Raw genomic sequence first — 22,807 nt, 5'->3', positions numbered from 1 at the left:
GGCTATACCAGTCGCTTGATCAAATTGAGGAATAGACTAAATGCTAAAATTACTGCGTCGTCGATCAAACCGATATCGTAATTCTTACTACAGACCGAAAAAAACAAATCGTAAAATTTCTCTACTTTGGTTAGGACTTGCGATTCCGACATCAATCCTAGTACTAGAATTGGGTGCAAGAATGTTTTTTGGTCTCAGTGGTAAAGGCGATGAAGTGGCAGGAATCTCACCAGTCAATGAAGCCTATCGCTTAAAATTTTTGACTGAAAATCAACAACCCATCGAAGGATTACCCGATGATGGCAATTTAGTCGTCAAACGTAGTTCATCGTTTGGCTATCAACTACTCAGTAATCAAAAGACACCATACTGGCAAATTAATGCTCAAGGATTTCGGGATCAAGCACCTCTACCCTTAGCTAAACCGAAAAATGAAATTAGAATTTTTCTTTTAGGGGGATCAACTGCCTTTGGACAAGGTACACCCAAAAACGAAGAAACGATCGCCCATCACCTCGAAACACTACTTCAACAACGGATAGCTAACCAAGCTAAATCACCTCAAACCTATCGCCCTGATGTGTTTCCCTTTTTTAAACCTGATCGTGAACGACTCATTAAACTAGCGGCTAAAATTCGCCCTGGACAATATCGCGTGATTAATGCGGCGGTACCAGGTTATAGTTCGGGTAATGAATTAGCACAACTGGCTTTAGAAATCTTACCCTATCAGCCAGATGTAATTATTGTTTTAGACGGCTATTCCGATTTAATTTTACCGAGTTATCGAGAAAAAACCGATGTTCCTCAATTAGATGACTTTTTAGAAAATGCTTCAGAACATTTTAAAACTGCTTTTAGTTCTTCTTTAAAACAATGGCTAGACAAAACTTATTTAGTGAAAAGCGTTAATTATCTTTTATTTAAACCACAACCGTCTATTGCAAATGATAGTTTAGTTTTGCCCGTCGAAGGTAAATCACTGGTTCAACATTTACCGACAAATGAACAAGAATTAAACAAAAGAATTAAACGCTATCAGGATAATCAAAAACAGTTGATTAGTCTTTGTGCCAGACTCAATATTCCTGTAATTGTCGGCATTCAACCTGAAATAACAGGTGTTCCGATTGAAAGACTTTCCTCACAAGAACGAACCATCCGTGAGCAATTAGGAACGGATTATCTGACGAAAATGTCTAAATCTTATGAAAAATTAGCACAAGGCGGTCAACAACTCTCAAAAGTACATCCCAATCATGTTAAAGTTCAAAACTTTTATTATTTGCCGTCTAAGTTCCCCAGTCCCGTTTTTATTGATGCGATTCATTTAACTAATCAAGCAAATAAAGGAATTGCTCAACAGCTTTACTATACTTTAACCAATTGGGAAAAAATGCAAATTATCCCTCAACATTATTATTTAAAAGATTAACTAACGTAGACGATTCAAACTTACTTAGATGAGAAATTTAGCGACAAGTGTTTTTATTTAGGATAAATAGAAACACGTCACCCTCGCCTTTAGCTCTTTTGTTGAGTATGGGTCAAGCATTTTGATGTTTAAAAATATTACGAAAAAAAATTTTAATAAATTGCGTAAAAGTATTTGGCTGACCTGATAAGTAATCAGGAAAACAACAGGAGGCTACAAAAACGTAACATAGCGGTTCCTTGAGTTCCCAAGAACGATACACTGAATTTTATAAGATCGCTCAATAATTATTATTCACATTGTATTCGCTTCATGGAGACTCTGCGAGAACAACTCAACGAAGTAATTGCAGAAGCCTGTCGTCATCCGATAGGTTCCCCATCACGTCAAAAATATTTGACGCAAATTATTCGTTTAATCGCTAATAAACTCTGGAAAGAAAACACGCCTTATTATGAAGATGCTTTACAACAGACCTGGATTTATTTTTGCAACAATCTTTGTGAGAGTAAAACCTGTAAAGCTTATGATCCTGAACAAGCGAGTGTGATTACTTGGTTAAATGCTTATCTCAAGCGACGATTACAGGATTTTCGTTTAGAAAATCAAAAACAACAAACTCAAATAAAGCAAATTACAGAGGTTGATGCTTCTAGTCTAGTCGAACAGCAAAGCGCGAAACCAGATATTCCCCCAATGCTTGACGAGATCAAAAAATGGGTAGAAACCGATGAACACAATCAATTAAGCCAAATTAGTTTAAGAGATCACCCAAACATTACCTGTCAGATGTTGATTTTACGACGATTACCCCCCGAAACACCTTGGAAAACCTTATCTTGTGAGTGGGGCGTTTCAACCAGTACCTTGAGTAGTTTTTATCAGCGTCGATGTTTGCCCTGTCTTAGAGAATTTGGCCGATCGCAAGGATACCTGTAAATTAAACTTTATGCAATCCGCCTTACTTTTACCAATTCCCCTAACCATCCGTTCTACAGCACAACAGTTCGCGCTCGAACAACCCACTTTAGAAAAGGCTGAACAGGTTCGTTTAAATACGATCGCTGTTAGTGTCGTGAATGATTATCTACAGATGCTAGGTGTAAAGACAAATTTAGCCAATAGTGATAGCCAGAACCCAGTATTACGGCTATGTGCTGATGTTGCTGATCTTGACATTCCGAAAATTGGTCGTTTAGAATGTCGCCCCATTAAAACTTCTGATCATTTTTGCGTGATTCCTCCTGAAGTGTGGCACTCTCGCATTGGTTATGTGATTGTTCAAATTAATCAAGATCACACAGAAGCAAAATTATTAGGCTTTACCCCCACTGCCCTTGAAGAAACCTTATCCATTAGCGACTTACAACCGATTGAAGAAATCTTTACTCATTTACATCAACTGCAAAACACCGCAACTCCTCAAACTAACTTAAGTCACTGGTTTAACCATTTATTTGATGCGGGATGGGAAGCGTATCAAACCCTATTTAACTCTCATCATGTAACACCTGCTTTCAATTTTCGAGGTGGGGCATTAGCTGAACTTCAATCGAGCCAATGGAGGTCTATTATTGAAATTAGACGTGGCAAATTAATCACTTTTAGTCATCAAACAATCGTCTTAGTCATCAATCTCAAAGCTATTTCAGAAGATCGAGTCGAGATCAATGTACAAGTTTATCCGACTGAATTTGAACTTTATTTACCCCTTGGACTACAACTGATGATCTGTGATCAAGCTGATCATTTATTTATGGAAGCACAAGCTAGACAAGCAGACAATGGAATTCAATTAATTTTTACTGGAGAAATCGGCGAATATTTTAAAATTATGCTCACACTGGGTCATCACAGTTTTATCGAACATTTTGTCATTTAAAATATGGGGAAATTAGTTGTATTAAAATTGGGTCAAGGCAATTGGGATAACGGTTTTCCTGTCATTCTCCAAATGGGTGAAGAAGGCAGTCAGCCGAACATCGAAATCATGGGTAAACTTCCTGCTGCACCCGATCTTCCACTGGCTTATCATGCTTGGCAAACCTCCTATCTACAACTCGGTAAAACAACAAGATTAGAACCAAAAACGATCATTATTAGTAATGTTTCTTTAACTCATCACTGTATAGAAGCGTCTCGAACATTATTAAGATATTTTAATCATTGGCTTAATGCTGAGAGTTTTCGGGCGATTCGAGAAAAAATGCTCGAACAAATTAGCCCATCTGATCCTGTACGGCTTATTTTACAGACTGAAGATCCACTTTTACAAAGATTACCTTGGCATCTGTGGGACTGGTTTGAGCATTATCCTCAAGCTGAAATCGCCCTCAGTTCACCCGCTTATGAACAAATTGGACAACCGACGATCGCCCGCCGTCAAGTACGAATTCTCGCCATTTTAGGAAATAGTACAGGTATTAATACAGAAGCAGATCTTCATCTTCTTAAACAACTACCTGACGCAGATATTCAATTTCTCATTGAGCCAGAACGACAACAACTGACAGAACAATTATGGGATGCTCAAGGATGGGATATTCTATTCTTCGCAGGACATAGTTCGGGTTATGCCATACAATGTCCACCACACCATGAGACGAGCAATTTAGATGAAACGAAAAATCGCATCTATCTTAATCAAACCGATAGTTTAACTCTAAAAGAAATGAAATATGCTCTTAAAAAAGCCGTCGAAAAAGGGTTAAAAGTGGCGATTTTCAATTCTTGTGATGGATTAGGATTAGCTCAAGAACTAGCAGATCTCCACATTCCCCAAATTCTGGTCATGCGCGAACCTGTACCCGATCAGGTGGCACAAACTTTTTTAAAATATTTCTTAATGGCTTTTTCTCAGGGTGAATCCTTTTATTTATCAGTTCGGCAAGCAAGAGAACAACTACAAGGATTAGAACATCATTATCCTTGTGCGACTTGGCTACCCGTTATCTATCAAAATCCTGCCCAAATGCCCCCAACATGGCAAGCGTTACGAGGGGCAACCGCTAAACCTGTCCCTCAAACCGCATTGACTTTAAAACAAAAGCTAGGAAAGGTTGTTTTAATGAGCCTAGCAGTAACAGGATTAGTTCTGGGGACTCGCCATCTTGGTTTTTTACAAAATATAGAACTGATGGCATTTGATCACCTCATTCAACTTCGTCCCACTGAAAAAACCGATCCACGTTTATTAGTTGTCACTATCACCGAAGCAGATATCCAAGCACAAAACCCCAAAGAACGACAAGGCTCTTTAAGTGACCCCGCTTTACTCCAACTCCTCGAAAAATTAGAAAAGTATCAACCGAGAGTGATCGGTTTAGATATTTATCGTGATTTTCCTGCCCACACAATTAGCATAGAAAAGCAAATTAGTCAAGCAGAAAATCTGATTGGCGTTTGTAAAGTTAGCGATCGCTCACTCGATGATCCTGGCATTGCCCCACCCCCAGAAATTCCATTAGCTAGAATGGGTTTCAGCGATTTCTTGCTCGATCTTGATGGAAAAATCCGTCGTCACTTACTCGCATTAACCCCCGAACCCGCATCACCGTGTCAAGCTTCCTATAGTTTTAGTGTGCAAGTTGCCTTTCATTATCTAGCAAGTCAAGGCATTTTACCGAGTTGGACGCCCGACGAAAATTTACAAATCGGTCAAACAGTCTTTAAAAATCTTAATCATCATCAAGGAGTTTATCAAAACCTTGAAACTTGGGGACATCAAATCTTATTAAATTATCGTGCAGCTGATCCTGTAGCGGCTCAAGTTAGCTTATCCGACATTCTGACAGGAAAAGTTAATCCCGATGCCATCAGAGATCGAATTATTCTTATTGGTACTACTGCTCCTAGTTTCGGTGATTATTGGTTAACCCCATATAGTCCAAACCATTCACCCAAAGCCGAGTTATCGGGTGTTCTGCTACAAGCACATTTAGTCAGTCAGATTCTTAGCGCAGTTCTTGACAAACGTCCCCTATTATGGTTTTTGCCGAGGTGGGGTGATGTTTTATGTATTTGGGGCGGTGCCTTCATCGGAGGGATAATTGTTTCTTTAAGATTTACAGAAAATTTGAAAAAACGACTGATAAGTATTGTAGTGGTGAGCGGAGGTTGGTATGTCATCTGTTGGTTTAGTTTAGTCATGAGTAGTTGTTGGTTACCTTTCATCCCAACGCTATTAGCCATCATCGGTACCAGTACTCTAATGACGTATCTCATCTCGGCACAAAACAGGAGCAATTTTTATGAACATCAAACAACGCCATCGTCCAACTTACCTCCGCGCGATCATATTTCTGCTCACCTTAACAACTCTAATTAGTTTTTCTGTAGTGACATCGGCACAAGTCACATCATCTGGAGGAACTAAACTAAGTTTTACCCCGCCACCATTACCCAACCGAGGACTACCGAAAGGACGTGCTAGAGGAGGTGCTAGTCGTGGTGAAATGTGCCAAACAACTGCCCAACCTTTAACCGCTTTAGTCCCAACACAGCAGATGAACTCGATGGAAACAGTCGGAGGACTAACGATTTCAGGTTCTCCTAGTCTATGGTTTTATATTCCTTACTCACTGCAAGATGATGATCTAGTTGAATTTGTTCTACAGGATGAGCAACAAAATACCGTCTATCAAACTACTATTAATCATGATCACTTAGCATCAGGTGTTGTCGGTGTCCCCCTAGCAGCAGCAAAAACAACTCTTACAACCGATCAACTCTATCACTGGTATTTTTTAGTTTATTGTGAAAAAGATAATCCGATTTTTGTCGAAGGATGGATTCAACGCATTAGTATTAAACCAGAATTAGAACATCAAATCCAACAAGCGACCCCAAGAGATCGTATCGCCATACTCGCAGCTAATGGAATTTGGTACGATGCACTAACTCAACTGGCTACTTTGATGCGGGATGGCAAGCCTAATGATACAACTCTAATTCAAGATTGGGAAAGTTTACTAGAGTCGGCGGGTTTTGAAATTGGATCACAACCAGTAAATCAACCCAATCGTTAATTGTAAACTTCTCAATAGTTAACTTAGATGCTTTCTTCGGCTCATTAACAGTTTACGGATGGGTCGTATTCCTTGTAATCTAGAATTCGGATATGCTGTGTTTAAAGGAGGATAAATCGATTGGCTACACGGGTGATTATTGTACGTCATGGACAAAGTAACTTTAATGCTTTGCAAAAAATCCAAGGTCGATCGGATCTATCGGTTCTGACTGAAAAAGGACGCAGTGACGCGGAAAAAGTAGGAAAGGCTCTTAAAGACCTTAAAATCGATGCAATTTATTCTAGTCCCCTGCAACGCGCTAAAACAACTGCCGAAATTCTTCAGGGGTGTTTAACACATTCTACTGAAATTAACGTTAGCGATCGCCTTTTAGAAGTCGATTTACGTTTGTGGGAAAATCTGAGAAAAGATGAAGTAAAAGAAAATTTTCCTGATGATTACCGTCTTTGGCACCATAACCCCCATGAGTTTAAAATGATGGTGTCGAGTGCTGATGGGGAAAAAGAACATTATCCGCTAGTTGCGTTGTATGAGCAAGCTAAAGATTTTTGGAGTGAAGTTTTAGCCAAACACGATGGTCAAACGATTTTAATCGTCGGACATAATGGTATTAATCGCTGTCTGATTTTAAGCGCGATCGGTATCCATCCCAATAAATATCATGCTATTCATCAATCTAATTGCTGCATCAATATTTTAAATTTTTCGGGTGGTTTAGGCGATCCAGTACAAATTGAATCCCTTAATCAAACCGCGCATTTAGGAATTCCTCTCCCCTCTTCTCGTCCTGCTCAAACTGGACTACGATTATTATTGATTCGTCATGGGGAAACCCAATGGAACCGCGAAGGAAGATTCCAAGGTATTCGAGATATCCCACTCAATGAAAATGGCAAAATTCAAGCCCAAAAAGCTGCCGATTTTCTCAAAGATGTTAATATTAATTTTGCGGTTAGTAGTCCCCTAGCACGTCCTAAAGAAACCGCAGAAATCATTCTACAACATCATCCAGACATTCCTTTAGATCTACAACCCGACTTAACCGAAATTTGTCATGGACTCTGGGAAGGAAAATTAGAAACCGAAATTGAGGCTACTTTCCCAGGGTTATTACACCAGTGGAAAATTCAACCCGAAACCGTACAAATGCCTGAAGGCGAGAATTTACAGCAAATATGGGATCGTGCGATCGCTTGTTGGAATAATATAGTTAAAATCTATGGTGATTCTGAACAATATAAAATCGGAATCGTTGTCGCTCATGATGCAATTAATAAAGTCATTCTCTGTTATCTATTGGGTTTAAAACCTGAGCATTTTTGGAATGTTAAACAGGGAAATGGTGCGGTTAGCGTGATTGATTATTTGGATGGGATTGATACTCAACCTCTTGTACAAGCAGTTAATCTGACTTCTCATCTCAGTGGTGGAGTATTAGATAAAACTGCCGCAGGAGCATTGTAATTCTTCTTTTTATCCGTTACTATGGACAAAGTGTTTTAACGTAAGGGTGATCGTTTATACAGAACGTGGAAAGCTCGGATTGTCCTGAAATTACCCCCAAAATGCTCAAAAAAGCTACCATTCGTAGGTAAAATCAATCAAAACCTAAAAAGATTTAGTCTTTAGAAGAAAGTTAAACAGCTTAAAAAGCCTGAATTTAACTTAGATTAGATTTTACCAATCTCTGCTTATCTCTAATTTAGGTTATTTTACTTTTGTTGACCATTGCGACTGTAACGAAGTTCTTGCCAAGTATTGCCGACTCCTTGCAGAATCCCTAGTACAACTAAACCAATTCCTCGGCCAACCACCTGAGTTAGAAGATAAACTACGCCTTTACCCAAGAAAGAAAAAATACTTCTGAGTCTAGGAGCAACTGCATCTCTAAATTCTAATCCGATCGTCACTAACCAGGGAATACCATTTAATTGATAGAGTTCATCTTGGCGAGGTGCATAGATAAAAACTTGTTTAATATTATTTTCATTGAAATAAAACAGACGATATTTACTTTCAAAAATATCTTGTGGATGTTCGATATATTTATCTTTGCGATATTTCCAAGATAAATCATTCCGAAATTTTGCCACTTCTCTTGATGAAATAAATTGATTATTATAAAGATGTTTTTTGATTAATTCCAATTCAGGGAAGTTATTCAAAACTGTTGCAATCACGCCATTAGAAATCTGTATAATGAGATTTTCTAATAAAATTTCGGCTCTGTAAATTTCTTCGGGTGAATCAACTCGATATTCAACTTGATCAATCACCAAACTTTTATCAAAGAGAAAATAAGCAAATAATTCATTAACAAAAGGAATCTTAGTTAAAATATCATTTTCAACTAATTTTAAATCTTTTAATAAAATTCGATCTACTTCTTGTCTGAAAAAATTATCTCGTTCAGCGTAACTCACTTCTAAGAACTTATGTGTTGATTTTTGCCAGATTTCGAGTAAAATTAAATCTTTTCTTTTCAATAAATCTGTATACTCAAGTTCTAAAAACTTAATTTCATCAAGGATTTTTCGAGTTTGTTCAAAAACAATATAAAGTAATTCCCGTTTTCTCACCGCTTGTAGAATATCAATTTCTAGCGGAACATCGGTTAAATTGTCTAAGCTATATCGAAGTTTCTCTAAAGTCTCTTCATAAACAGTTGCACTACTCAAAGAACGAGACTGACTTATGACAGGTAAACTATTATTGACAACAGATAATGCTGACTGATAAAAGGGTTGTGTAATTGGCAGTTCTACAGGAGTTGGGGTAATATTGGGTGTAACTTCAACGGGTAACAGTTTCCGAATTAACCAAGATGCGGAGAGTAATTCGCGTTTTCTGCCATTCCAATATATTTCATCAAATCTTGACAAATTCACATCTTTGAGTTGAACCAAAATTTTAGCTAATTCTTGGTCGATTTGTTCTACTCCTGATTGTGCCACACGAATCAGCCAATGGGTAGGACGAATCGATAAAACGGGGTTTGTCGTCGCGGAAACAGAAGACCAAAAAGCTTGACCTGATGCAATTTGACGGATAATAGCAATTAAGTTATCTAAATTGGTACCTTTGGGACAATAGCCATGCAACCCTAATCTTTGAGCATGATCTAAATCAGTTGGTGTAAGCTGAGAACTAAGGAGTAAAATTTTGGCTTTAGGGTAATTTTGCTGCAAAAATTGACACAATACCCAATTAGGGCCACTAGACGCAGGAAATAATGGATCTAAAATGATGACATCTGGCAATGGCTCAACAGACTGATTAAGAATTGTTACGGTGTCTCTTTGCGCAGTGACTCGGAGATCGGAGACAAATGCCAGTCCTTGAGAGAGTCCCAGTCGAAAAATCGGGTCATCATCAATTAATAATAGGCCAATAGTGCGATCGCTCACAAATTTCTACCCAATTGTACCAATTTTTATTAGCTAGTTTACGGCCTTCTGGTTTTTATATCCATAAAAATCGATCCGATATTCTGTAATTTTTACACCTGTTTGCGCTTCAATTTGTTTGATGAGGTCTTCGGGTAATTCGATATGAACATCCATAATTTGATGAGTATCAATACAGTTCACATGACTATGGGAGTCACTAATATTCCCGTAGAGTCTTCCGTCACATCGTTCAACACATTCGATAATACCTTGACTCGACAAAGCCTCTAAATTTTGATATACCGAAGTATGACCGATATTCTTTCCCTGTAGATTAAGTCGATCATAAATATCTCTGGCTGACAAATGTTCGTTAGCCTGCCATAATAATTCTAAAATGTAGCGGCGTTGACGACTGACACGCATCCCTAAAGTTTGACATTGCTCCAAAGCATCATCCAATGAGCGAATCGGTTTAGAGGATGTCTCTTGATTGTTCATTTTTCTGACTAGCTATCTCTTGATTCTGTTATACAAACTCATTACCAGTTTAGCTTATTTTTTGAGTAACTGTCGATGCAAAGGAGTTCTAGGCTATTCTGTGGCTAATTTCTTTTCTAGCTTTCTGGCGGCGATCGACATGGCATAACAACAGATAAAATAGATCAAGGCAATAAACAGATAAACTTCTGCGTATCGTCCGATATATTTAGGGTTAGCTAAGATTGATTGAGAAATTCCGAGTAAGTCAACTAAACCAATAATCGCCAGTAAAGATGTATCTTTGAATAAGCTGATAAACTGTCCCACCATTGAAGGGATGACCGCTTTTAAGGCTTGGGGTAAGATAATTAAAGCTAGAGATAATGGGGTACTTAATCCGAGTGCTTTGGCTGCTTCGTATTGACCTTTAGGGATTGATTGTAATCCACCTCGGACATTTTCGGCTAAATATGCAGCACTGAAGATAGTATATCCTGTAATCGCTCTGATGACGCGATCAAGTCGTACATCGGGTGATAAGACTAAAGGTAACATCACCTGTGCCATAAAGAGAATGCCAATTAAGGGTAAACCGCGAATAATTTCAATATAGGCTATCGATAACCAACGAATGACAGGTAAAGTGCTTTGTCTTCCCAATGCTAAAAGAATACCAAACGGAAAAGAAAGTACAATACTAATAATTGCTGTTAAAAGCGTTAGAATTAAACCACTCAAATCATCTAATCGAATCGGTTTTAGAAATAAACCACCTTGCAAAAGCCATAAAATAATTAAAAAATTAATTAGCCATAACAAAGATAAATAAGAACCTAAGAAAGAAAAACGCTTACTGATATATCTTCCTAAAAATCCAGTGGCGATTAAAAGGACTAAGTTAACAAAAAGTAATAGACTAGAATAAATTTTAGTGGGAATAGCGTGCGCGAAGCGTGCCAGTGGCAGCGTAATACAAGTTAGTGATAAAATTCCTAAAATGATGAGGCTAGTACTATCTAATAAGTTACCTGTACGGGTAAAATATCCCCAAGTTAGACCAGCCAGAGCAATAATTAAACCGAGTGTTATCCAAATACGCCAGATTTGATCTTGTGGATAGCGACCAACAAAAAATAATCTTAGATTAGCGAGTATAACGTTCCATTGTGCCTCAGTTAATACCCATTGTATGAAGCTTGAACCAAACCAAAATACAACAGCTAGAGTAATAATTGTGAGTAAGCTATTATACCAAGTATTAAATAAGTTATTTTTCAACCAATTAATATAAGAATTGTAATTCATTTTATAAGTTAAATACTCGCTGATTGATCATCAGCGTGATACAAAAATTTCGGGTTATACTAACTAAATTTTCTCTTAATTGAGCAGTCAAACTAAATTGATGTGATTAAGCTTGTTTAATATCGTTTTGCGGTGTTGTTCTATTGAGAATGGCTAAAATTTCTTCACGCATTTGAGCTTGTTTTTCTTCAGCTTTGGTCTGGCGTTCTGCTAAGATAGCTAATTGATGATAGTAATCCGCTTGTACTTCATAAAAAGAGGATTGAGCCGCCGCTATTCTTCCTAAATACTGATAAAGCTGTGCTTGCTCTCTGGCTTTTTCTTCTTTTTCTTTTGAACGTGCTTGGCGGTCTTGTGCTACAGCATCACTTAAAGCTTGGATTGATTTAGCATTAGACTCAACAATTTTTTCAAGTCTTTCTAATCTATCTTCTGACATTTGATTAACTCCTACTAATTCAAAGTTTTTAAGTTCTCTGGAGTTTGTTCCATTATAGAATTAATTAGATTATATAGGTAAATGAAGTTTTATTCTCTGTTATAACAAGCATTTTTTAAGGTATTGTAACAACAGCTAATTAGTTTAAGCCATTTAGTGACAAGCTGATGAAGCAGAAAAATAATAGACCTAGTAAGAATTGACTAATAAGATTAATAACTTTGTTAACACGCATAATATGTTTAGATTAACTTAAATAAGTTTATCAAATTTAATATTTATCTTTCTTTGATTTGAACTAAATTATTAAATAAATTCATCAAACTTGAAATAATTAGATTAAAAATCAAATAACTAGACATAACAATTAATAGCATTTCGATTGAGCGTCCTGTTTGATTAGCAACTGTATTAGCAATTCCATAAACATCATTATAACCAATGGCAATCGCTAAACTTGAATTTTTAGCTAAATTGAGAAATTCGCTAGTCAAAGGAGGAATAATCACCCGTAATGCTTGAGGAAAAATAATCAGTTGCATCACTAAATATGGTTTTAATCCTAAGGCTTTTGCTGCTTCCCATTGTCCTTTATTAACAGATATTATACCGCATCTTATCACTTCTGCAATAAAAGCAGCCGTATAAAAAGTTAAACCCATCACTAAAGTAGCTAACTCTGGAGATAGGGTTAAACCTCCGACAAAAGATAATGTTGTTGGATTAAATTGCGGAATTTGCCAGTTTAAACCAAAAATAAGAATTAAGATTATAGATGTTGCTATTGTTAATAAAATCCATGATAAAACTTTACTTGATGAATCTTGCTCCATAACCGCTTGTGTTCGTTTTTGCCATAAATAAACACTAAAAATGATAAGAAGTAATAAAATAATTAATGCTATCTTATTACTCGGCCAAGGTAAAGATAAACCTAAATTACTCAAATTAAACAGATTTAAAAAATTAATTGTGTTTTCCGCCGTTGGTAGTCTAAGAAAAACAGCAAAGTACCAGAAAAATAATTGTAGGAGTAAAGGAGTATTCCGAAAAACTTCTATATAAATTGTAGCTATTTTTTGTATTAACCAATTATCGGATAAACGAGCAATACCTGTGATGATTCCAACAAGAGTAGCTAAAACAATCCCAACAATAATAACTCGTAGAGAATTAACTATACCCACTAAAATAGCCCGAGAATATGAATCGTTTGGTTGATAGGATATAGCAGCATCACCAATGCCAAAAGATGCGGGACGTTTAAGAAAATCAAAGCCAAAACTTAAACCTAAATTTTGAAAATTGCGAATTAAATTGTAACCGAATATTAAAACAAGAACAATTACCAATAAAACAACAAAGATTTGTACGGCAACTTTTAATACTCGTTCATCTCTCAAAAAAGAAAACTTATCATTGTTCATTGTTAAAAAATTAACCTAAATTTAATGAAAAACGTTTTATTCTTAGTCTATATTTATATTTTTAGCTTATTTATATCGTTATTTGTCATTCAAAAGCTATCAACTATTAAATCGAAATATTGCCTTCTTTCTAAAAAATCTGCTAAAGCGACTGAATGAGGAAATACTTTTCTAAAACTATTTGCTAAACATTTAATTAACGAATTTGCTAACTCATTAGAGTATCTACCTTTTAAACAACGATGATACCAAGTAATTAACTCAGATTCTTGAATAATACCACGAACTCTTTGATCCCAACTAATTTGTTGCGTTATTGATTGAATAATTTTTGTATCAATGTCACGGCAAACGATAACGATATGATCACTTTCAATTTGATCTGTGATTTTTTTTACGCTTTCTGTATCAAGTGTAATATGTTTTATTTGTATTGCAGGCCCAAAATTAGCTCACATATCTAGACCTCTATCTGCTGCATTAGTCACACCTACTCGATAAATATGGGCTGCAAATTCCCAAGAATTCTGTCCTTTTTGTAAACCAAGTAAGACTTTAGCTAAATCAGAAAATTCATTTAATAAATCTTGTTTATCTATAGGAATACTAATAGTAATTTTATTATCAAGTGCTATTACAAGTGTTTCAAATAAACTATCAGTTATAATTTCATATGCTTTATCAATACTTCGCTTTATACCAGAATTAACTCTAAATAATTTAAGTAAATCACTTAATTCAAATTGATTATAAGATGTGTTGTCAATATAAGGAATTGTTTTCTGTCTTTCGCTAAATTTAAAATAAATATAACGTTCTACTACACCTTGAGTTCTTTGATTTTCTCTATCAAGAATTTCTAGTAATTCTGGTGGCATCTCTGTTGTGTTCCATACATCATGTTGATATCTAGCTGAAGACGTAGAAACTTTACCAATTAATCGTTTTGTAATTTCATCGCTCCATCTTATAGATTTATTTTGATAAGTTTCTTTATTTAAAATATCAATATCATTATGTAAACGCGAACGTCGCAGAACTTCGGCAATTTGAATCGGTTTATAAAAATCAACTCTAGCTTTTTTGATAATTGTGTCAAGTCTATCTTTTGCTTCTTGAACACTAGACATAGTTAATTTATTCCTTACATTTCCATTAAGCTAAGTTGCGTAACTATTGGAGTTGGTTCAGAATTTTTCAATAGTATATCTAGTACAGATTGAATAACAGCAACAACACAAGGGATAGCAACCGTATTACCCACAAGTTTACGCATTGCTTGATAACTCCCTAATATTTGATAAGAATCTGGATAACCTTGAAGTCGCAACATTTCACGCTCTGTTAATCGTCTTTCTCCATTAACTAATAGATAATTATACGATGCTCCTGCTCTTAAAGCACAAGAATAAGGATAAACACTTATATTTCCTGCTTTATTTTCATGCCAAATTGTAGGTTCATTATATTCTTTTTTTCCTATTGTTTTATCAAGACGATTTTGACGTATTTTTTCTGAAGCAAAATAAAATTCATTAACTGATTGTTCAAGAATTTCGGATAAAGATTTCATTTTAATTTTTTGTTTAGGCCAAACAAAAGAGTAATGTTTTCTAAAACCAACGATAAATAATCTTTCACGTTTCTGAGGTAAGCCAAAATCAAGAGCATTTAAAATTTTATAGTCTGTATAATAACCTAAAGTATTTAATGTGTCTATAATTCGTTGTAGGGTCTTGCCTTGTTGATGTCCTTTTAACTGTTTAACATTTTCTAAAATAAAAGCCGATGGTTGTTTTTCTTTTAGAATACGAGCAATATCAAAAAATCGGGTACCGCGAATATCATCAAATCCTTTTAAGTCACCGCAAATGCTAAACGGTTGACAGGGAAATCCAGCTAGTAGAATAGCATGATCAGGAATAGTACTGGCTTCAATTTGGGTAATATCACCTTGAGGTTTTTCACCAAAGTTAGCATGATAAATTTTTTGAGCATCAGAATCAATATCACTAGCAAAAATAAACTTAGGTTTGATCCCTCGCTCTTTACAAGCAATTTCGGCCGCAATGCGAAATCCTCCCAAGCCACAAAATAAATCAATAAATTGAAGTTCTTTTTGACTATTAAATAAACTCATTGAGTACCTAAAAAATGTACTGTAATAGTTACTTATTTAACGGAATGGAGGTGAATATAACAAACCTCCTTTTGTCCAAAGTTGATTGAAACCGCGTTCTAGACCTAAATTTTTAGTAATATTTCGCTCATATATTTCACTGTAATTACCCACATGGGTAATAATACGAGTAGCAAAATCATTAGACAGTCCCATATCTGTCCCTAACTCGCCTTCCGTTCCTAAAAAACGTTTAACCGTCGGATCTTGACTGTTAGTAAAAGTACCAATATTTTTGGAAGTGATTCCCTGTTCTTCGGCTTCTATTAAAGTATAAATCGTCCATTTCACTACATCTGACCAAGCTGTATCACCATTAGCGACTGCTACCGCTAAAGGTTCTTTAGAAATGACTGCATCTAAAACAATGTGATCATCGGGTTTTGGAAAAGCAGTTCGTCGTGAACTTAGTTGCGATCGATCTGAAGTGGCACCCTGACAACGACCTTGTTGATAAGCGGCGTACATGGCATCAGCATCGTCAAAAACCACGGGTGTATAATCGATACCCCGTTTTCGCATTTGATCAGTCAGATTAAGCTCTGAGGTCGTTCCAGCCTGTACACAGATGGTTTTTCCCTTCAATGCTTCTATCGTTTTTATCCCACTGGCTCTAGAAACTATAATTCCTTGACCATCATAAAAAGTAATGGGGGCAAATTCTAGACCAACTGATGTATCACGACTTAAAGTATAAGTTGTATTACGGCTGAGGATATCGACTTCACCTGATTGTACGGCGGTAAAGCGTTCTTGAGTACTCAATGTACGGTATTCTACTTTAGTGGGATCATCAAATAAAGCGGCTGCGATCGCACGACAGATATCGACATCCATCCCTGAATATTCACCATTTTCATTGACAAAACTAAAACCAGGTAGCTGTCCATTAATCCCACAAATCAACCTACCACGCTGTTTAATGGTTGCTAAACGATTATTTTGAATATTAGTCGCTGTCTGGTTTGGTTTGGTAGAATTTTGGTCTGTTAGTGGCGCATTTTCATCTCCACAGCTAGAAAGCAATAAGCTAATTCCAAGAACGACTAGACTAATATAAGATTTGCTATTTTTCTTCATAAAAATTGATTGAATTGTCTAAGGTGTAATTAGTTACACTCTTTTTTATTACTCATTTTATTAACAAATCGAATTATATCAAATAACTACGCCGACTGAGAACGAATTAAAGGAGCCGCTTTTAATAACTTTTGAGTATAAGGATGTTGCGGATGATTAAAAACATCTTCCGTTAAACCAATTTCTACAATTTTACCACTATTCATCACTGCTATACGATCGCAAAAATATCGCGCTACCCACAGATCATGTGTAATAAATAAATAAGTAAGTTTTAATTCTTTCTTTAAATCAGACATTAATTCTAAAACTTGACTTTGGATACTCGCATCAAGCATACTCACAGGTTCATCACAAATCACTAATTGAGGTTTAGTAATTAATGCTCTAGCAATAGCGACTCTTTGTTGTTGTCCTCCAGATAATTGTTTCGGATATCGCCAATAATAATCTTCTGTTGGTGTTAATCCAACTTTTTCTAACATTTCTAAAACTTCTTTTTTAGCGGCTTCTGGTGTGGTGACTAGATGATGAATGAACAAAGGGTCAGCGATACTTTCACCAATTGTCATCATCGGATTTAAACAAGCATGAGGATCTTGGAAAATCATTTGGATCTTTTTTCTTAAGAAGCGCATTTTAGAAGTAGATAAACTACTTAAATTTTCTTCTTCATATTGAATGATTCCAGAGGTGGGACGAATTAACTGCAAGATGGTACGAGATAAAGTACTTTTACCGCAACCTGACTCACCAACTAATCCTAATGTTTCCCCAGGATAGAGTTCAAAACTTACCCCATCAACTGCTTTAATGAATTTTTTTTCTTTTGTAACCCATTGTTCAAAAAAGTTACCTTCTAGGGTGTAATGTTGTTTTAAATCTTGTACTTTTAATAAAGGGGAAGTGATGAAGTTAGGTTTTTTTAATTCTTTTTTAGTGACTTGAAGATGTAAAGCGGCTTTGAGGAGAGACTGAGTATAATTGTGTTGAGGATGTAAAAAAATATCATTGACTGAGCCAGATTCGACAATCTGACCTTGATACATCACAGCAATACGATCGCAGTATTCTCCAATCATGGCTAAATCATGAGAAATCAGCAATAATCCCATCTGTTCTTCGCTACACAAACGGGTCAATTCTTGAAGAATTTCGGCGGCTACGGTAACATCTAAACTGGTGGTCGGTTCATCAGCGATAATCAGTCTAGGATTGAGGAGTAATGCTAGTGCGATCGCTACTCGTTGTCTCATTCCTCCACTAAATTCATGAGGATATTGTTTCCAACGGTTCGGCGGTATTTTGACTTTTTCTAAAATAGAAATTGCTTTTTCTTTGGCTTGACGATAAGAAAGATTTCCTTGATGAGCTTTGAGGGTTTCGATACAATGATCCCCAATGGTCATTAATGGATCTAAACGAGTCATTGGATCTTGAAATATTAACCCAACGACTTCCCCTCGAAATAGACGTAAAGCTGATCCCGACAAAGATAAAAGCGATTGATTTTGATAGAAGATATTCCCTTGAATTTCGGTGGTTTCGGACAGTAGTCGCATCAAAGCGCGTCCAATTGTAGATTTGCCGCATCCCGACTCACCCACTAAACCTAATTTTTCCCCTGGTGATAGGGTAAATGAAACGTCATTGACAGCCCATTTTGGTCTTTTGAGGTGACTCGGATAAGCAATCTTTAAATTTTCTACACTTAATATCGGTTGCTTCATGCGTCTTTGCTCCTTGTTAAGATTGATCCGTCTCCTCTAATAAAATGCGACAAAATTTGATCATTTGCTCAATGCGATCGCAAAATACATTTAATCGTTCTTGTTTCGTCGCCATCTGTCGAGATGACCACAAAAATAACCAATCAGTTGCCAAAAGTTTAAACATTCGATGTAGTTCCGTTTGAATAGAACGCCAACGCGAAACAATTTCTGGATTAATTTCAGCTTCGGTTAATGGGATCACCTCAGAATAAAACAAATGTTCTACTCGATGATAAGTAGTTTGTCGCTCCTCAGATGAGTGTTTGACGGCTTCCTGTAGGGCTTTTAACGCTTCCTTAAAATTTTGATAAACTTTTTGATGAGAAGATGGTAACATACATGACAATCTGAGTTAAAATTTGTAAAATAAAGTTCCTCGTGCATCTGATCATAAGATCAATTCAGTTCTAGTTTTGTTTTAAAGCTCAAAACATTAAAACAAACCCGCTTTTTTCGGATTTCCACCCTCCATCAATGCTAAAGAAATTGGCAGAAGTTGATTCTTCGTCAACCTAGCATCAAATTAATGTACTTATTTCATTAATCGATCAACACATTAATGAAAAGAATAGCTAAATTAAATAAACAGCTTAATTCCTCGCCTTAATGTTAGTGACTCCCAAAACCCCTTTTGAATGAATATGAACACGCTCACCTTAACCCAACCCGACAAAACTGAAACCGACAGCTTTTCCGTCGAGCTTCCCGAATGGCTACAACAATGTTTGTTAGATGACGCATCAGGAACATCAAAGGAAGATAGTCATCTCATCTGTCAAGCGTTTAATTTTGCATACAAACTTCATGAGGGACAACGGCGAAAATCAGGTGAACCGTATATTGCTCATCCTATTGCTGTAGCGGGGTTACTGCGAGATCTAGGTGGTGATAGGGCGATGGTTGCAGCAGGATTTCTGCATGATGTGGTAGAAGATACAGAGGTAACAGTAGAGGAAATTGAGGAACGCTTTGGCACAGAAGTTCGTCAGTTAGTGGAAGGAGTCACTAAGTTATCAAAGTTTAATTTTTCTAGTAAAACAGAACGTCAAGCAGAGAACTTTCGTCGGATGTTCTTAGCTATGGCGAAAGATGTGCGCGTCATCGTTGTAAAATTAGCGGATCGACTGCATAATATGCGAACCTTAGAACCGCTTGACCCCGAAAAACAAAAACGCATCGCCCTTGAAACTAGAGAAATATTTGCACCTTTAGCGAACCGTTTAGGGATAGGAAGTTTTAAATGGGAATTAGAAGATTTATGCTTTAAATATTTAGAACCAGAGTCTTATCGAGAGATTCAATCTTGTATCGCAGAGAAACGAGTTGATCGAGAAGCTAGATTAGATTTAATATCTAATATTCTGAAAGAACGTTTACAGAAAATTGGTGTTAAAATTCTTGAAATAAAAGGACGACCGAAGCATCTTTACGGCATTTATAGTAAAATGCAGCGACAAGAAAAAGAGTTTCACGAAATCTTTGATATTGCTGCGGTTAGAATTATTGTCGAAACCAATGAAGAGTGTTATAGAACTTTAGCGATCGTCCATGATGTTTTTACTCCCATTCCAGGACGCTTTAAAGATTATATTGGATTACCGAAACCTAATCGTTATCAGTCCTTACACACTTCTGTTGTTAGTTTAAATGGTCGTCCCCTAGAAATCCAGATTCGTACCCTAGAAATGCACCACATCGCAGAATTTGGAATTGCGGCTCACTGGAAATATAAAGAAACAGGGGGATCGAATTTTACGGCAACATCGGATGATGATAAATTTACTTGGTTGCGTCAACTCATTGAATGGCAAAATGATTTAAAAGAAGTTAAAGATGCACAAGAGTACATGGATCGACTCAAAGGGGATCTTTTTGAGGATGATGTATACGTGTTTACTCCCGATGGTGATGTCATTGCCTTAGCTAGAGGTGCTACCCCCGTTGATTTTGCCTATCGCATCCATACCGAAGTCGGTCATCATATGAAAGGAGCGCGAATTAATGGACGTTGGTCAGTTTTAGATACACCCTTAGAGAATGGTGATATCGTTGAAATTGTGACCAGTAAAAATAGCCATCCTAGTTTAGATTGGTTAAACTTTGTCGTAACACCTAGCGCACGTCATCGCATCCGTCAATGGTTTAAGCGTTGTAGCCGTGACGAAAATATTGCTCGTGGACGAGATTTATTAGAAAAAGAACTCGGAAAAAATGGCTTAGAAGCGTTGCTAAAATCGGAACGGATGCAAACAGTAGCCAAACAATGCAACTATCAGTCAGTAGAAGATTTACTTGCAGGTTTAGGATATGGAGAGTTAACCTTATTTAATGTCGTTAACCGTGTCCGAGAAACCACCAAAGTTCCAGAATATCCCTCTTTGCTCCAAACCTCTACCCGTACGACTAATGTAACCACGAAGAGTAAATCACCGATCGCAGGAGTAGAAGGATTAGTGTATTATATTGCACGATGTTGTAATCCTTTACCTAGTGAACCGATTTTGGGTTTTGTCAGTCGAGGGGCTAAAGGAATAGCCATTCATCGTCAGAAATGTCCCAATGTTGAGCAAATTGATGGAGAAAGACTGATTCCTGTACACTGGAACCCCGTTGAAACCAACGGACGAGCGCAAACCTATCAAGTTGATCTACAAATAGAAGCGATCGATCGAGTCGGTGTGCTACGAGACATATTAACTCGTTTAAGTGACCAAAATATTAATGTCTGTAATGCAGGTGTTAAAACCAGTTTCGGCAAACCCGCGTTAATTTCTCTCAGCATCGAAATTCGGGATCATGAACAACTGGAAAACAGCATTCAACGTCTAAAAAATCTTAGTGATGTCTTAGAAGTGCGTCGCGTCACTCAATTTGATGGAGACTAATCCAAAAAATAACATTATATGATATAATCGAAGAAGTGACTAAATATCGGGATGTAGCGCAGCTTGGTAGCGCACTTCGTTCGGGACGAAGGGGTCGCACGTTCAAATCGTGTCATCCCGATTGCTTTAAATCCTACTACAGATAAGCCTTTAAGACTTTTAAGACCACTGAGTTAGCACTCTTTTAGTGTCAACACGGTCTACTAGGTTGGGTCTTTTTAGGCGTTTTTCAACCGAATAGTGGTAGGAAAATGGTAGGAAATATAAAACCAGAATATCATTCCTTAAGAGAACTTTCAACGAACGGTGTCTCCACTGACACGAGCTTAGTCAAAGTTGAGAGTGACGATGGACGCTTGAGACTGCGATTTACATATGGAGGAAAACGGTATGCAATTGCGGTCGGTTTGCCTGATTCTAAAGTCAATCGCTTAGTTGCTCTTTCAAAAGCTACCCAGATCGAACTAGATATTGCTTCTGGTAACTTTGATGCCACACTCTCTAAGTACAAGCCCCCTAAAGCAACTTCTTCAAAACAAAAGCACCTAAATGTTGCTGATTTATTTAAGCAGTTTATAGAAGCACAGACAAAAGCTAAAGAACTGCACACTGGTAGTCTTTGCCGCTACACAGCGACTTTGAAGCATCTAGAACGATATTTTCCTTCCAAACCAGCAGAGTTGCTTGATCAGGATGATGCAGATGGTTTTGTCCAATACTTGCGGAAACAAGTTTCTACTAGAACAGCTAAAGACTATCTTATTTTGGTGCAAGCGTGTTGGAAGTGGGCAGAACAGAGTTTAAGCCACAATCCTTGGTCTAACGTTATTGGTAAAGTCAAGCCTGTTCCTAAACAAAAGGTTAAACCATTTACAGTTACCGAAGTTCAAGCGATTGTAGATACCTTCAGAAATAACCGTTACTATCGGCATTACGCCGATTTTGTGACATTCCTTTTTGGGACTGGATGCCGCTTTGGAGAGGCGGTTGCTCTCAAATGGAAACATATTGCTGATGACTGTTCAAGCGTCTGGATCGGTGAATCTGTATCGAGAGGAAACCGCAAAACTACTAAAACGGGGAAAGATAGAACCATAACGCTGACGGCGAAAATAGCTCAAATGCTCAAAGAACGTAAAATGGATCACCACAATTCAGAAGATCTAGTTTTTCCTGCTCCGAGTGGGACAACGATTAGTGATACTAAGTTGCGAATTAGACTGTAATTCTCAAATGAGGAAAATAAGTCATGGAGCGTAAGCGTTCGGGTTGAGAATCAAGTTCCTTAAGAGCTTGACACAAAGTGTCCTCAACTTTATCCAAACTTAGAAACAGACGGTTAGAAAAATACTTTTCTCGAATCTCGTCCCATAAATGTTCGAC

Annotated in this window: 17 protein-coding genes, 1 tRNA gene and 1 pseudogene; 9 read left to right on the top strand and 10 right to left on the bottom strand. The window is 36.9% G+C overall.

The features are described 5' to 3' along the window. Positions 1–40 precede the first annotated feature (40 nt). From CFPU101_RS09600 to CFPU101_RS09575, 6 genes are all read left to right on the top strand, one after another. Positions 41–1,435: an SGNH/GDSL hydrolase family protein gene (locus CFPU101_RS09600; RefSeq protein ID WP_206815138.1), complete on the top strand. Its 1,395-nt coding sequence runs from the start codon at positions 41–43 to the stop codon at positions 1,433–1,435. A 312-nt stretch (positions 1,436–1,747) separates the two neighbouring features. Then, on the top strand, positions 1,748–2,374 hold the full coding sequence (locus CFPU101_RS09595; protein WP_206815137.1) for a sigma-70 family RNA polymerase sigma factor: 627 nt from the start codon (positions 1,748–1,750) through the stop codon (positions 2,372–2,374). A 10-nt stretch (positions 2,375–2,384) separates the two neighbouring features. After that, positions 2,385–3,317: a DUF1822 family protein gene (locus tag CFPU101_RS09590; RefSeq protein ID WP_206815136.1), complete on the top strand. Its 933-nt coding sequence runs from the start codon at positions 2,385–2,387 to the stop codon at positions 3,315–3,317. Between the two features lie 3 nt (positions 3,318–3,320). Continuing rightward, positions 3,321–5,762 (top strand): CHASE2 domain-containing protein, encoded by a 2,442-nt coding sequence (locus CFPU101_RS09585; RefSeq protein ID WP_206815135.1) that lies wholly within the window; start codon positions 3,321–3,323, stop codon positions 5,760–5,762. Beyond that, positions 5,686–6,462: a DUF928 domain-containing protein gene (locus CFPU101_RS09580; RefSeq protein ID WP_206815134.1), complete on the top strand. Its 777-nt coding sequence runs from the start codon at positions 5,686–5,688 to the stop codon at positions 6,460–6,462. Before CFPU101_RS09585 ends, CFPU101_RS09580 begins: the two co-directional genes overlap by 77 nt. Before the next feature lie 120 nt (positions 6,463–6,582). Beyond that, entirely contained in the window at positions 6,583–7,929 is a 1,347-nt protein-coding gene (locus tag CFPU101_RS09575; RefSeq protein ID WP_206815133.1) for a histidine phosphatase family protein, read from the top strand. 248 nt (positions 7,930–8,177) lie between these two features. On the opposite strand, the gene CFPU101_RS09570 is transcribed toward CFPU101_RS09575, so the two are convergent. From CFPU101_RS09570 to patD, 10 genes and pseudogenes are all read right to left on the bottom strand, one after another. Further along, on the bottom strand, positions 8,178–9,872 hold the full coding sequence (locus CFPU101_RS09570) for a DUF3685 domain-containing protein (protein WP_206815132.1): 1,695 nt from the start codon (positions 9,870–9,872) through the stop codon (positions 8,178–8,180). A 33-nt stretch (positions 9,873–9,905) separates the two neighbouring features. Then, positions 9,906–10,355, bottom strand: coding sequence for a Fur family transcriptional regulator (locus CFPU101_RS09565; RefSeq protein WP_206815131.1), 450 nt, complete (start codon positions 10,353–10,355; stop codon positions 9,906–9,908). Between the two features lie 93 nt (positions 10,356–10,448). Continuing rightward, complete coding sequence (locus CFPU101_RS09560; protein ID WP_206815130.1) at positions 10,449–11,642, bottom strand: amino acid ABC transporter permease; 1,194 nt, start codon at positions 11,640–11,642, stop codon at positions 10,449–10,451. Positions 11,643–11,748: 106 nt separating this feature from the next. After that, positions 11,749–12,081, bottom strand: a complete 333-nt coding sequence (locus CFPU101_RS25520) for a hypothetical protein (protein WP_242577849.1) — start codon at positions 12,079–12,081, stop codon at positions 11,749–11,751. Positions 12,082–12,359: 278 nt separating this feature from the next. Then, positions 12,360–13,508, bottom strand: coding sequence for an amino acid ABC transporter permease (locus tag CFPU101_RS09550; protein ID WP_206815129.1), 1,149 nt, complete (start codon positions 13,506–13,508; stop codon positions 12,360–12,362). Positions 13,509–13,597: 89 nt separating this feature from the next. Further along, positions 13,598–14,638 (bottom strand): annotated as a pseudogene (locus CFPU101_RS09545) (HaeII family restriction endonuclease). Positions 14,639–14,652: 14 nt separating this feature from the next. Continuing rightward, on the bottom strand, positions 14,653–15,648 hold the full coding sequence (dcm, locus tag CFPU101_RS09540; RefSeq protein WP_206815128.1) for a DNA (cytosine-5-)-methyltransferase: 996 nt from the start codon (positions 15,646–15,648) through the stop codon (positions 14,653–14,655). Positions 15,649–15,684: 36 nt separating this feature from the next. After that, entirely contained in the window at positions 15,685–16,767 is a 1,083-nt protein-coding gene (locus CFPU101_RS09535; protein WP_206815127.1) for an amino acid ABC transporter substrate-binding protein, read from the bottom strand. An 86-nt stretch (positions 16,768–16,853) separates the two neighbouring features. Beyond that, on the bottom strand, positions 16,854–18,497 hold the full coding sequence (locus tag CFPU101_RS09530) for an ABC transporter ATP-binding protein (protein WP_206815126.1): 1,644 nt from the start codon (positions 18,495–18,497) through the stop codon (positions 16,854–16,856). Positions 18,498–18,513: 16 nt separating this feature from the next. Continuing rightward, positions 18,514–18,876, bottom strand: a complete 363-nt coding sequence (gene patD, locus CFPU101_RS09525) for a heterocyst frequency control protein PatD (protein WP_206815125.1) — start codon at positions 18,874–18,876, stop codon at positions 18,514–18,516. Between the two features lie 304 nt (positions 18,877–19,180). On the opposite strand from patD, the gene CFPU101_RS09520 reads away from it, so the two are divergent. The 3 genes from CFPU101_RS09520 (at position 19,181) to CFPU101_RS09510 (ending at position 22,650) form a co-directional block, all read left to right on the top strand. Then, positions 19,181–21,424 (top strand): bifunctional (p)ppGpp synthetase/guanosine-3',5'-bis(diphosphate) 3'-pyrophosphohydrolase, encoded by a 2,244-nt coding sequence (locus tag CFPU101_RS09520; protein ID WP_206815124.1) that lies wholly within the window; start codon positions 19,181–19,183, stop codon positions 21,422–21,424. A 47-nt stretch (positions 21,425–21,471) separates the two neighbouring features. Continuing rightward, positions 21,472–21,545 (top strand) — tRNA-Pro (locus CFPU101_RS09515). 130 nt (positions 21,546–21,675) lie between these two features. Continuing rightward, the gene (locus CFPU101_RS09510) at positions 21,676–22,650 is read left to right on the top strand and encodes a tyrosine-type recombinase/integrase (protein ID WP_206815123.1); all 975 of its coding nucleotides are present in this window, start codon (positions 21,676–21,678) and stop codon (positions 22,648–22,650) included. Positions 22,651–22,807 lie beyond the last annotated feature (157 nt).

It is taken from the genome of Chroococcus sp. FPU101, assembly GCF_017312365.1.
Lineage (GTDB): Bacteria > Cyanobacteriota > Cyanobacteriia > Cyanobacteriales > Microcystaceae > Chroococcus.
The sequence above is the reverse complement of the archived record's forward strand: the minus strand, read 5'-3'. Positions and strand labels throughout refer to the sequence as shown.